This window comes from Massilia sp. DD77, from assembly GCF_036961685.1.
Taxonomy (GTDB): Bacteria; Pseudomonadota; Gammaproteobacteria; order Burkholderiales; family Burkholderiaceae_D; genus Telluria.
In genome coordinates, this window is the sequence record NZ_JBAMDH010000021.1 from 49,086 (window position 1) to 61,763 (window position 12,678).

At 68.2% G+C, this 12,678-nt stretch carries 10 protein-coding genes; 5 read left to right on the plus strand and 5 right to left on the minus strand.

Annotated features, from left to right (window positions below; genetic code table 11):
• Positions 1 to 39: 39 nt before the first annotated feature.
• Together V7778_RS14295 and rpoD are read right to left on the minus strand one after the other, a co-directional pair.
• Positions 40 to 234, minus strand: a complete 195-nt coding sequence (locus V7778_RS14295; RefSeq protein ID WP_335556295.1) for a hypothetical protein — start codon at positions 232 to 234, stop codon at positions 40 to 42.
• Positions 235 to 440: 206 nt separating this feature from the next.
• Positions 441 to 3,101: an RNA polymerase sigma factor RpoD gene (gene rpoD, locus V7778_RS14300; protein WP_335556297.1), complete on the minus strand. Its 2,661-nt coding sequence runs from the start codon at positions 3,099 to 3,101 to the stop codon at positions 441 to 443.
• Positions 3,102 to 3,674: 573 nt separating this feature from the next.
• On the opposite strand from rpoD, the gene V7778_RS14305 reads away from it, so the two are divergent.
• From V7778_RS14305 to V7778_RS14315, 3 genes are all read left to right on the plus strand, one after another.
• Entirely contained in the window at positions 3,675 to 4,145 is a 471-nt protein-coding gene (locus V7778_RS14305) for a ProQ/FinO family protein (protein ID WP_335556299.1), read from the plus strand.
• Positions 4,145 to 4,738, plus strand: a complete 594-nt coding sequence (locus V7778_RS14310) for a 3'-5' exonuclease (RefSeq protein ID WP_335556301.1) — start codon at positions 4,145 to 4,147, stop codon at positions 4,736 to 4,738. The genes V7778_RS14305 and V7778_RS14310 overlap by 1 nt, the downstream gene beginning before the upstream one ends.
• Positions 4,739 to 4,817: 79 nt before the next feature.
• Positions 4,818 to 5,936 (plus strand): serine hydrolase domain-containing protein, encoded by a 1,119-nt coding sequence (locus V7778_RS14315; protein WP_335556302.1) that lies wholly within the window; start codon positions 4,818 to 4,820, stop codon positions 5,934 to 5,936.
• 5 nt (positions 5,937 to 5,941) lie between these two features.
• Here V7778_RS14315 and V7778_RS14320 read toward each other — a convergent pair whose 3' ends face one another.
• Together V7778_RS14320 and V7778_RS14325 are read right to left on the minus strand one after the other, a co-directional pair.
• On the minus strand, positions 5,942 to 7,687 hold the full coding sequence (locus tag V7778_RS14320; protein WP_335556305.1) for a response regulator: 1,746 nt from the start codon (positions 7,685 to 7,687) through the stop codon (positions 5,942 to 5,944).
• The gene (locus V7778_RS14325) at positions 7,674 to 9,185 is read right to left on the minus strand and encodes an ATPase domain-containing protein (protein ID WP_335556308.1); all 1,512 of its coding nucleotides are present in this window, start codon (positions 9,183 to 9,185) and stop codon (positions 7,674 to 7,676) included. Before V7778_RS14325 ends, V7778_RS14320 begins: the two co-directional genes overlap by 14 nt.
• A 236-nt stretch (positions 9,186 to 9,421) precedes the next feature.
• Here V7778_RS14325 and V7778_RS14330 point away from each other — a divergent pair, with 236 nt between their 5' ends.
• Both V7778_RS14330 and V7778_RS14335 read left to right on the plus strand, forming a co-directional pair.
• The gene (locus tag V7778_RS14330; RefSeq protein WP_335556311.1) at positions 9,422 to 10,159 is read left to right on the plus strand and encodes a c-type cytochrome; all 738 of its coding nucleotides are present in this window, start codon (positions 9,422 to 9,424) and stop codon (positions 10,157 to 10,159) included.
• The gene (locus V7778_RS14335; RefSeq protein WP_335556313.1) at positions 10,156 to 11,424 is read left to right on the plus strand and encodes a cytochrome c; all 1,269 of its coding nucleotides are present in this window, start codon (positions 10,156 to 10,158) and stop codon (positions 11,422 to 11,424) included. Before V7778_RS14330 ends, V7778_RS14335 begins: the two co-directional genes overlap by 4 nt.
• A 77-nt stretch (positions 11,425 to 11,501) precedes the next feature.
• Here the strand turns inward: V7778_RS14335 and V7778_RS14340 are convergent, their stop codons facing one another.
• Entirely contained in the window at positions 11,502 to 12,623 is a 1,122-nt protein-coding gene (locus tag V7778_RS14340) for a type IV pilus twitching motility protein PilT (RefSeq protein ID WP_335556315.1), read from the minus strand.
• Between the last annotated feature and the right edge of the window lie 55 nt (positions 12,624 to 12,678).

The following is a 12,678-nucleotide window of genomic DNA, read 5'->3' on the forward strand; positions in this document are numbered from 1 at the left end:
CGACCTGGCCGGCACCGACCTTCAGCCAGCGCTTCCCGGTCAGGCGTTCGAAGTCGGCGAAGGGCGACGGCAGTGCATCCGCATCGAAGCCGGGCGCGCTCTTGAGGTCGTGATGCAGCCCTGCTCGATCAGCGGCGTGGCGGGTGCGACCGTGACCTCGACCGGGTTCGATGCGTTCGCCAGCGCGGCGGCGACGGCGAGCGGGAGGCTCAGCAGGGTGGTTTTGAGGTGCACGACGTGGTCTCCTTGTCGTCTGATGGTGCATTGACAGCGGAGACGACTATACGTGTGCCCGGCGGGCGGGCCGGACGGATTTCGGATGAAACGCGGTTTTCGGGGAATGGATGGGACTGGGTGGGCGCAGCGCCTGTCGCTGCGGCAGCAGGCGAAAAAAAAACCGCCCGGTGAACCGGGCGGCTGTCTCACGGGAGCGGACCCGATCAGTTATTGTGCAGGAAGGTCTTCAGCTTGTCCGAACGCGAAGGCTGGCGCAGCTTGCTCATGGCCTTGGCTTCGATCTGGCGGATACGCTCGCGCGTCACGTCGAACTGCTTGCCCACTTCTTCCAGGGTGTGGTCGTTCGACATTTCGACGCCATAGCGCATGCGCAGTACCTTGGCTTCGCGCGGGGTCAGCGAGTCCAGCACTTCCTTGATCACGTTGCGCATCGAGGCGTGCAGCGCGGCGTCCAGCGGGGCCAGGGTCGCGTTGTCCTCGATGAAGTCGCCCAGCTGCGAATCGCCGTCCTCGCCCATCGGGGTTTCCATCGAAATCGGTTCCTTGGCGATCTTCATGATCTCGCGGACCTTATTCTCCGGCATTTCCATCTTGGCGGCCAGGGTCGGCAGGTCCGGCTCGCTGCCGGTTTCCTGCATGATCTGGCGCGAGATGCGGTTCATCTTGTTGATGGTCTCGATCATGTGCACCGGCACGCGGATGGTGCGTGCCATGTCCGCGATCGAACGCGTGATGGCCTGGCGGATCCACCAGGTCGCATAGGTCGAGAACTTGTAGCCGCGGCGGTATTCGAACTTGTCGACCGCCTTCAGCAGGCCGATATTGCCTTCCTGGATCAGGTCGAGGAACTGCAGGCCGCGGTTGATGTACTTCTTCGCGATCGAGATCACCAGGCGCAGGTTGGCCACGGTCATTTCGCGCTTGGCCTGGCGCGCGCGCTTCTCGCCGGCCGCCATCTGCTTGTTGATGCGGCGCAGGTCGGCCAGCGGCAGCGCCACGCGCGCCTGCAGGTCGATCATGCGCTGCTGCAGTTCCTTGATCGCCGGCAGGTTACGGCCCAGCACGGCGCTGTACGGATAGGCGCAGTCGACTTCGCGGTCGCCCCATGCCAGGTCGGTCTCGTTGCCCGGGAAGACCTTGATGAAGTGGGCGCGCGGCATGCCGCAACGGTTCACGCAGATGTCCAGGACGGCGCGCTCGATCGCGCGCACTTCGTCCATCTGGTGGCGCAGTGTGTCGCACAGCTTCTCGACCACCTTGGCGGTGAAGCGAATGCCCAGCAGCTCGTTCGAGATCACTTCCTGCGCATCGTTGTAGTCTTCCGAGCCGTAGCCCTGGGTCTTGAACGCGTGGCCCATCAGGTCGAACTGCTTCTCGATCAGGGCGAACTTGTCCAGCGCGCCCTTCTTCAGGGCCGCCAGCTGCTCGGCCGAATAGCCGGCCGCGCCACCGCCGCTACCCTCTTCTTCCTCTTCGACTTCCTCTTCTTCCTCTTCCTCGTCGTCCGAGGACGAGGCCACGCTCGGGGCCGGGGCCGCGGAGTCGTTCAGGTCGACGAAGCCGTCCACCACGTCGTCGATCTTCAGTTCGTCGGCGGCGATCTTGTGCGACAGCGCGATGATTTCCGAGATCGTGGTCGGGCAGGCCGAGATTGCCTGCACCATGTCCTTCAGGCCTTCTTCGATGCGCTTGGCGATCTCGATCTCGCCTTCGCGGGTCAGCAGCGACACCGCGCCCATTTCACGCATGTACATGCGCACCGGGTCGGTGGTGCGGCCGAAGTCCGAGTCGGCGGTCGACAGCGCGGTGGCGGCGGCGGCTTCGACTTCGTCTTCGCTGGTCGGGGTCACGGCCTGGTCGGACAGCAGCATCATTTCCGCTTCCGGCGCGCGCTCGTAGACGGCGATGCCCATGTCGTTGAAGGTCGCGATGATGCCTTCGATCGCTTCCGGATCGATGATGTTTTCCGGCAGGTGGTCGTTGATCTCCGCATGGGTCAGGTAGCCGCGCTCCTTGCCCATGTTGATCAGGTTCTTCAGCTGCTGGCGGCGCTTTTCCAGTTCCTCGCCCGAGAAGCCGGCTTCGGTCAGGGTCGCGATGCCCTTGGCCTTGCGCTCGCGCAGCTTCGACGCCGCCTTCAGTTCGGCGCGCTCGACCGCGTTCAGCGCCGCGACTTCGTCGTTTTCCGGCACGAACTCGCTCGGCTTGCGGCCGCGGCGGCCCGGCACCTTCACTTGCGGCAGCAGGTAGCCGGTGGTGTCGATCGAGGCCAGCACGGCGGCGTCGGTGGTCTGGCTGACGGCGCCGACGGCGGCCGCTGCGGCCGCGACGGAAGCCGCCGGCGTCTCGACACGGCGCGGGGCGCGGGTGCGCACGACCTTCGGTGCCGGCGCTTCCTCGACCGTCTCGGCGGCAGCCACGGCTGGGATTGGCGCCTCGGCTTCGGCCGGCACGGCGTCGGCAGCCTTCAAGGCGGCCAGCTTGCCGCGCTTGCGCACGATCACCGGCGGCGCGGCCGGCGTGGCCGGCACGGCAGGCATGTAGTCGCCGGCGCCGTCATTGGCAGCCGCTTTATTGGCAACATCGTTGGCAACATCGTTGACGGCATCGTTGGCGGCTTCGCTGGCGGCTTCGGCCTCGAATGCCTCCACCGGCGCGGCGACCGCCTGGGCGGCGACCGGCTCGGCGTCGGCCTGGGCCTTGAGCGAGGCCAGGCGCGAACGGGTCTTGACCACCGTCACCTTGGCAGCCGCTTCCGTTTCCAGGAAATAGGAGGTCGCGGTTTTCGGCACTGCCAGCGGCGCCGCGCTCTTGGCCGGTGCTTTTTTCGCTGTCAGTGTCAAGGTCTTGGCGGTGTTCTTCATCTAAAGCTCTCCAGTCGAGGCGGGTGCGCGCCTGCGAAGTCAATAATCCAGCGGGACCCGCGGCGCGGGCCCTGGCAACAGTGGTTCGGAAGTGGCCCTACCTCAGGGCGAACGGCGGGACTTCAAGCACGGACGTCCTCGGCCTGCGCGCGAAGGACGAACCAGTTCGGCGGGCAAGGAAGGCGTGGTCGGTGTTCAAAGTCGCGGTGTGCATGTCGGAACGAAAAAAAGCCCGTCGGCTGAAACGGGCTTGCATCTATTTTTCTAGAAGAATAGAGGGAGGCGATATTATGCCCCAACGCAAGATTTGGTGATAATTGAAATATCCGATAAGGGATATAAGCAATTCGTATAATTGCAAGCTGTCCGCGGCTCTCCGGTGCTTCTTCGCGATTCCCCGCTCAGCCCTGCGCCGGCGCAAGCCGTGCCCAAGGCAAGAGGCGGATCATACACGATTTCACCGCCCCGCGCCCGTCGGCGCTAGTAATAAACCCAACAGTATCCTTGGAACAAGTACAATACGCGCCCGGGCGCCGTGCTATCCTTCGCTTTCCCGTTCTTACCATGAAGTCAATGAATACCAATACCCCTGCAGAGTCCGCCGAAACCATCGCCACCCCAGCCGCTCCAGAGCAGGCCAAAGCGCCCGTCCTGTCGGCCCGCGCACTGCTCAAGCAGCTCCAGCAGGAGTTCCCCGCCTTCCGCGACTGCCTGCCGCTGGCAATCGGCATCGACAAGCAATTGCTGGCCCGCATGCCAGGCCTGGACCGCAAGACCATGCGCGCCGCGCTGGGCATCCACACCGGCTCGATGCGCTACCTGCGGGCCATGGAAAAGGCCAAGCAGCGCTTCGACCTGGACGGCACCCCTGGCGCCGAAGTCACCGATACCCACCGCCTGCACGCCAAGGAACAGCTGCAGGAACGCTTCAAGAAAGAAGCCGAGCGCAAGAAGGCCGAGCGCGAGGCCGCGGCCGCCGAGGAAGCGGACCGCAAGCGCCAGGAAAAACTGCAGGCCCTGGCCAGCAAGTTCTCGCGCAATTGATGACCGTCGATCCGGACGAGCTGCTCCCGCCCTATGTCGGCATCGGGCTGGCCGACGTGCGCATCGTCCGGACCGAGGCCGAGGCCGCGGCGGCCTTGACGGCGCTGTCGACGGCCGACGCGATCGGCTTCGACACCGAATCCAAGCCCACTTTCGCCAAGGGCGAAGTCTCGACCGGGCCGCACCTGGTGCAGCTGGCCACCGACCAGATGGCCTACCTGTTCCAGACCGCCAGCCCGGCCGGCAACGCCACCGCGCTCACCGTCCTCAAGCCGGTGCTCGAATCGGACCGTATTCTCAAGGTGGGCTTCGGCCTGGGCGACGACCTGCGCCGCCTGCGCAGCAAGCTGGGCATCGAGCCGCGTAACGTGCTCGACCTGTCCACCGCCCTGCGCCGCGGCGAACGCAACACGCTGGGCGCCAAGAGCGCGGTGGCGCGCTTCTTCGGCCAGCGCCTGCAGAAGTCGCGCCGCATCACCACCACCAACTGGGCCATGCCGCGCCTGAGCGACAAGCAGGTGCTGTACGCGGCCGACGACGCCCACGTGGCGCTGCGCATCTATCGTCACTGGCGGGCCAACCCGCCTGCATGAAGACGTGGCCGGGCCGGCCGCCCGGCTGGCGAAGGGCATACGATCCGGGCTCCCAGGGCCAGCTCGACAGGACTATTGGATGAAAGCACCCGCCTTGCTGCTAGCCCTTCCCCTTGCCGCCGCGGCCGTGCCGCCCGCTCCCGTCCCGGCGTCCGTTCCGCTCCCCGCTGCCCACGCCGATGCGCTGCCCGCAGCGCTCGATGCCCTGGTCGCGGCGCGTTTCAAGCCCGAGCTGCCCGGTGTCGCCGCCCTCGTCCTTAAGGACGGCAAGCCGCTGCTGCGCAAGGGCTACGGCATGGCCAGCGTTGAACTGGGCGTGCCGGTCCGCCCCGAGCACGTATTCCGCATCGGGTCCACCACCAAGCTGTTCACGGCCACCGCCATCCTGCTGCTGGCGGACGAAGGCAGGCTCGCCCTCGATGCCCCCGTGGCGCGCTACCTGGCGGATGCGCCGCCGCAGTGGAGCAAGGTCACCCTGCTCCACCTGCTGACGCATACCAGCGGCATTCCGAACCTGTCGATGGATTCCGGCTATTGGCGCACCACCGCCCGGCTGGACCACCAGCCGGAGGAACTGGTGGCGCCGGTACGCGTCCGCCCCCTCGACTTCGAAGCGGGTGAAAGATTCGCCTACAACAATACCGGCTACAACCTGCTCGGACTAGTGATCGAGAAGGTGTCGGCGCAGGGGTACTACGAGTTCGTCGACGCACGCATCGCGCGCCCACTCGGGCTGAAGCACACGGTGGCCGGCGACGATCGGCAACTGATCCCGGGCCTGGTGAGCGGCTACCAGCTGGGGCCGAAGCCGGCCCGGATCCTGGCCGCCAGCAACCTGTACGCGGCAGGCGGCCTGGTGAGCACGGTGGACGACCTGGCTAGCTTCATGCTCGCCCTGCAGGCCGGGAGGATCGTGTCGCCCGCAAGCGTGGCGCGCATGAACGCCAGCCACGTGCTGCCGAATGGCGAGGCGACCGGCTATGGCCTGGGAACCTGGGGGCGCCGCGTAAACGGCAAGCGCCTGGTCGGCCACGGCGGCTACATCCTCAATTTCTACAGCCAGCTCGAGATGGCCGTCGATTCGGGCATCGTGGCCGTTACCCTGCACAACGGCGACCGCTTCGGCGGCGATAACGAGGAGCTGAGCAAGCGGCTGATCGCGGCGGTGCAGGCCGCTGGCGCAAGGACGGCGAACTAGCTTCCTCAGGCGCGGGCGCCGCTGGCCCTGGCCCGCTGCAAAGCGGGCCGGTCGAGCGCCCGCTCGACGCTGGCGGCCAGCTCCATCAGCTGGAAGGGCTTGCGCAAGACCATGTCTTCGCCGATCACCTCGTCGATCGCCCGCATGTCCGCGTAGCCGGTGGCGATGATCATCGGGACGTCCGGATAGGTCTGGCGCGCATGCCGCATCAGTTCGGCCCCGGTCATCCCGGGCATCAGGTAGTCGGTAATGATCAGGTCCGGGCGCCCCGCCGCCAGCTCCTCGAGCGCGCCGTGGCCGTCCGCCGCCTGCGCCACCGCATGCCCCAGCGCTTCGAGCGACTCCACCATGGAGCGGCGCACCGCGTCGTCATCCTCGACCACCAGGATGCGCACACCCTTCCCTTGCGCCGCGCGCGGGTCGGGGGCGCCGAGCAGCACCGGCGCATCGTCCAGGGCCGCCAGCCGCAGCCAGATCTCCACGGTGGTGCCCGCGCCAGGCTGGCTCAGGATGCGCGCCGCGCCGCCGGACTGGCGCGCCATGCCGTACACCTGGCTCAGGCCGAGGCCCGTGCCCTTGCCGACCGGCTTGGTCGTGAAGAAGGGTTCGAAGACGCGGGCCGCCACGTCCGGCGGCATGCCCTGGCCGCTGTCGGTCACGGCGATACGCACGAAGCTGCCGGACAGCGCCAGGTCGGGCGGCGTCGCCGCCGTGTCGGCATGGAAGCGCAGCTCGCCCCCTTCGGGCATGGCGTCGCGCGCATTGATGGCCAGGTTCAGCAAGGCCATTTCCATCTGGTTGGCGTCGGCCAGCACGAGGCTGTCGGCGCCGTCGGCATCGAAGCTCACGCGGATGCTCGACCCGAGCGAGGCCGCCACCAGTTCGCGCACGCCGTCGAACAGCTCGCCGACCCGGATCGGACGCAGCACCAGGCTCTGGTTGCGCGAGAAGGCCAGCAGCTGGCTGGTCAGCTTGCCGCCGCGCTGGCAGGCCCGCCGCGCCACCTCGGCGCGCTGCCTGGCCACCTCGTCCTTGGACAGCATGAGGATCAGGTCCATGCTGCCCTGCACCACGTTCAGCAGGTTGTTGAAATCGTGGGCGATGCCGCCGGTCAGGCGGCCGATGGCTTCCATCTTCTGCAGCTGGACCATCGCCGCCTGGACCCGCTCGCGTTCGATGATCTCGTTCATCACGCGGTCGTTGGCTTGCGCCAGCTCGCGGGTGCGCTCTTCGATCCTGGTCTCGAGGGTCGCGTTCAGGTGTACCAGCGCCTCCTGGCTCTCGCTCAGCCTCTGCGCGGTGCGGGTGCGGTCGGCCAGGACGTCGCGCGCCTGGTACTGGCGGTGCCTGGCGCGCAGGGCCGAGGTGGCGGCGCTGCGCAGGGTCTGGGTGTTGAGCGGCCGCTCGAGCAGGACCACGTTGCCCAGCGCGGCCAGCCAGGCGCGCGCGGCATCGCCGGTGGCCGCCGCGCCCATCGGCTTGCCCAGCAGGACGACGAAGGGAAAATCGGACCAGGGCTCCTGCCGGCCGAGCCATTCGGCCAGGCGCCCGAGGTCGGCGCCGTGCAGGGCTTCCTCGGCGACGATCGCGGCCCCGGCCCCTTCCTCGACGGCCGCGAGCAAGCCGCCGAAGGTGGCGACCACGCGGCAGCCGAAGCCGTCCTGCTCGAGCACCGAGGCCATGACCTCGGCGTCGCGCCCGCGTGGCGCGAAGACCAGCAGCCGTGCGTCGCGCTCGTCAGTCGCGTGCATGCGCGGCCGGAACCATCATGGGCGTGGAACCACGGTAGCTCGGCAAGCCGGTCAGCACGCCGTCGAAGCCTTCGAGCGGCTCGCCGATCCGGATGCCGTCGCCGCCGAGCTGCATCTCGTGGATGGTCAGCGCATGGTCCGCCGTGCGGCTCTTGATGACCGTGATGGCGCGGCGCAGCCTGCCGTTCGACTCGAAGAAGCGCAACAGCACGGTGCTGTCGCTCAGGTAGCTCAGGTCGACGTCGGTGCGCACTTCGCCGATCAGGCCGTGCTGGCCCAGCACCAGCACGGTGGTCACGCCCTTCTGGTTCAGGTAGGACAGCAGTTCGTGCATCTGCAGCGTGAGGAAATGCTCCCCCGGCATCGCCTGCAGGTAGGCGTTCAGGCTGTCGATCACGATGAAGCCGACGCCTTGCCGTTCGACGGCGTCGCGCAGCATCTGCGCGAATTCGCCCGGCGCGAGTTCGGCGGGGTCGATATGGTGGATCGCGAGCTGGCCGCCGGCGGTATGGGAGCGCAGCTCCAGTCCCATCGCGGCGCTGCGCGCGAAGAAGGTGCCGAGGCCCTCGTCGAACAGGTAGAAGGCCGCCTTCTCGCCCCGCTCGAGCGCGGCCAGCAGGCAGCGCGTGGACAGGGTGGTCTTGCCGATGCCGGACGGCCCCACGATCAGGGTATTCGTGCCGCGCACCAGCCCCCCGCCGAGCAAGCCGTCCAGGCCCGCCGACCCGGTCGAACGCACGGCCGGCGTGAAATCGCTCGTGTGCTCGGCCGCCACCAGGCGCGGATACATGGTGATGCCCCCGGTGTCGAGCGTGTAGTCGTGGTAGCCGCCGCGGAAGCGGATGCCGCGCATCTTGATGATGTTGACGCGGCGCCGCTCCTTGCCGAACTCCTTGGCGATCTGCTCCAGGCTGATGACGCCATGGGCGATGCTGTGCAGGTGCTGGTCGGAAGAGCTGGTCTTGTCGTCCAGCAGCAGCACGGTGCAGGCCCGCGAGGCGAAAAACTGCTTGAGAGCAAGGATCTGGCGCCTGTAGCGCAAGGGGTTCTGGGCCAGCAGACGCATCTCCGAGAGGCTGTCGAACACCACGCGCGCCGGCTTGACCAGGTCGACCTGGTTCATCACATTGCGCGTGGTCTCGCCCAGCTCCACCTCGGACGGATGAAACACCGACTGCTGCGCGTCGATGTCCAGGTCGGCGTCGCCGGCCAGCTCGTACAGCGACAGTTCCGCCAGCGACCAGCCATGGCTGGCGGCCACGGCCCGCAGTTCGTCCGCGGTCTCCGACAGGGTGATGTACAGGCCGTGCTCGCCCTTGCGCGCGCCGTCGAGCAGGAATTGGAGGCCGAGGGTGGTCTTGCCCGCGCCGGGCGAGCCTTCGACCAGGTACACGCGCTGGGGCGTCAACCCGCCGCCGAGGATGTCGTCGAGGCCGGAGATACCGGTGGAGATGCGCGAGACGGGAGCGGCGGGGTCGGAAGAAACGGAAATCATCATGCGGCCTATGGTCGGGATGGCAAACACGCGACGGCGCCGGCAGGCGGCGCCATGGCCCTCGAAATGCGGTCGTAACTACGACACGATCGCACGACACGGTCGTATGTGTAGGACAATACCACTTTATCCCGAAAAACAGCGCCATGCTGGCGCGGCCCCCTCCATCCCGGGTCACCGTGTCCCGGATTGACGCCCGCCCATGGACAAGCGATCCGCGTTATCATTCATGCATGCCCATGACCGATGATCCGACGAACCGGTATCGCCGCCTCTCCGGCGCCTTGCTGGTGGCGCTGGCCTGCGCCGCTCCCGCTGCCCACGCGCAGGCCGTGCCCGACACCCTGGCCCAGCGCCTGGTCGCCTGCGCTTCCTGCCACGCCCGCGTCGATGCGCGCGGCAATCCGGTCAACGACAGCTACTACCCGCGCATCGGCGGCAAGCCGGCCGGCTACCTGTACAACCAGCTGCTGAACTTCCGCGAGGGCCGGCGCCAGTATCCGCTCATGACCTACCTGGTCGACCACCTGCCCGACCCCTACCTGCGCGAGATCGCCGCCTACTTCGCGGCCCAGCACCCGCCCGCGCCGCAGCCGGCGCCGTCCACCATGCCGGCGCAGACGCTCGAACGCGGCCGCCAGCTGGTCTTCCATGGCGACGCGGCGCGCAAGCTGCCGGCCTGCGTGGCCTGCCACGGCCAGCGCCTGACCGGCGTCGAGCCCGCGATTCCCGGCCTGCTCGGGCTGCCGCGCGACTATGTGAACGCGCAGTTCGGCGCCTGGCGCGACAAGTTGCGCCGCGCCCACGCGCCCGACTGCATGGCCGAGGTCACCGCCCGCCTCACGCTGGAAGACGTGAACGCCGTCTCGGGCTGGCTCGCGGCCCAGCCGGTACCAAGCGATCCCCGCCCCGCCGCCGCCGCGTCGATCGCACGCCCGCTGCCGCTGGCCTGCGGCAGCGCGAAGGATGCGCCATGAAGAAGGCCTCGCTCGCCCTCGTGGTCCTGGCCGGCGCCGCCATCGCCGCCATGGCGATCGCCTGGCCGCGCGCCCAGCACGTCCCCGCCGCCTCGCCGGCCGCGTATGCGCCGACGCCGGAGAACATCGCCCGCGGCGCCTATCTGGCGCGCGCCGGCGACTGCATCGCCTGCCATACGGCGCGCGGCGCACCGGCCTATGCCGGCGGACGCGCCCTCGACACGCCGTTCGGCCGCCTCTACGGCCCCAACCTGACGCCCGACCGCGAGACCGGCATCGGCGCCTGGAGCGCGGACGAGTTCTGGAACGCCCTGCACAACGGCATCGGCCGCGACGGCCGCCTGCTCTATCCGGCTTTCCCGTACACGAACACCACCCGCGTGACGCGTGCCGATTCGGATGCGCTCTACGCCTACTTCCGCAGCCTGCCGGCGGTACGCCAGGCCAACCGGCCGCACGAACTGGACTTCCCCTACAACCAGCAGGCCTTGCTGGCCGGCTGGCGCCTGCTCTACTTCCGCCCCGCCGTGTTCGCGCCGCAGCCGCAGCGCGGCGCGGCCTGGAACCGCGGCGCCTACCTGGTCGAGGGACTGGGACATTGCAGCGCCTGCCACAGCACGCGCAACCGCCTGGGTGCGAGCGGCGAGACGCTCTCCGGCGGCCTGATCCCCACCATCGGCTGGTACGCGCCCTCGCTCACCGCCGGCAACGAGGCGGGGCTGGGCGATTGGGACAAGGAACATATCGTGGCCCTGCTCGGCACCGGCATCTCGCCGCGCGGCACGGCCACCGGACCGATGGCGGAAGTGGTGGCGCGCAGCCTGCAGCACCTGACACCGGGCGACCTGGGCGCCATGGCGGATTATCTGAAATCGCTGCCGGCGACCAGCGCGCCGCAACCGGCGACGGGCGAAGCGGCGAGCGAGCAGCTGCTGGCCGAAGGCAAGCGGATCTACGACAAGCAATGCGTGGACTGCCACGGCGCCGACGGCAAGGGCAGGCAGCCCGCCTACCCGCCGCTGGCCGGCAACCGCGCCGTGACGCTGACGCCCGCCGTGAATGCGATCAGGATGGTGTTGAACGGCGGCTTCCCGCCCGGTACCGCGGGCAATCCGCGTCCCTACGGCATGCCGCCCTATGGCCACGAGCTGAGCGACGCCCAGGTGGCGGCGGTCCTGAGCTATGTACGCGGCAGCTGGGGCAATGCCGCGCCGGCGGTCACGTCGCCGGAAGTGAACCGCTACCGCGCGGTGCCGCTGGACTAGGCCTGTCCGACCGGTCAATCCCGCCGCACACGATCACCGCGTGGACGGCACAGGCGTCCACGCTACGCAGGCGGGCGTCACACCATGTCGGCGAACGCCACCCGGTCGGTGGTGGCGGCGCGCGCGTCCTCCACGCGCACCTTGTGCGCGGCGAGCAGCTGTTCCAGCGAGGCGTTCATGGTGTGGCAGGTCGGATCGCGGCCGCTGTTCATGTGCGCACGGATGCCGCCGATGTCGCCCGCCTCGAGCATGCGCATGATGGCGCTGCTGGGGGTCAGGCACTCGGTGGCGAGGTGGTAGCGGTTGCCTTCGCGCGAAGGCAGCAGCGCCTGGCACAGCACGCCGCGCAGCGCATGCGCCAGCGCCTGGGCCTGCGCTTCCGAGTTGCCCAGCAGGCGCAGCATCTTCTGCAGCCCCAGTTCGGTCGAGCGGGCATGCAGGGTGGCCAGCACCAGCGGGCCGGATTCGGCCAGCGCCAGCGCTTCCTGGGCGGTCTGGGCGTCGCGGATCTCGCCGATCATGATCACGTCCGGGCGCTCGCGCAGCGCGTCCAGGGCGCCCAGGTAATAGCTCTCGACGTCGCCGTCCACGCCCACTTCGCGCTGGGTGATGATGCACTTGCGCTGCGGGATCAGGGTCTCGACCGGGTCTTCGATGGTGATGATGTGGCCCGAGCGCTGCTTGTTGATCTCGTCCAGGATCGAGGCGATGGTGGTCGACTTGCCCTGGCAGGTGTCGCCGATGATCAGCACCAGGCCGCTGGTCAGGCGCGCGAACTGGAGCTCGTCGTCCCACAGCCCCAGCTCGGACAGCGCCAGCGGCGCCTTCGGGAAGCGGCGGATCACGCAGCCCAGGCGCTTGCGGCCCTGGAAGTGGAAGCAGTTGGCGCGGATGCGCGCCGTGTGCAGGTCGATCGAACGGTCGAAGGCGCGCACCGCGATGCGCTCGGCCCAGTTCGGCTCGATCACGTCGAAGAACTCTTCCAGCTCCTCCTTCGTGATCGGCGAATCGGTCACCGCCACCAGGCCCTTGGGCTGGCGCAGCATGAGCGGGCTGTTCTGGTGAATGATGATGTCCGAGAACACCAGCTTCGAGTTCAGCAGGTGCAGGATCTGCTCGACCAGGGTCCCGAACACCGGGTGGTCTTCGTTTTCGATGTACGAGAGAGTGGGAATCTGCGAAGAGGTATGGTGTTCCATCTGGCCGGGGCGCTGTTAAATGAGTTGGTGCACACCATTATAAAACCAGCACCGG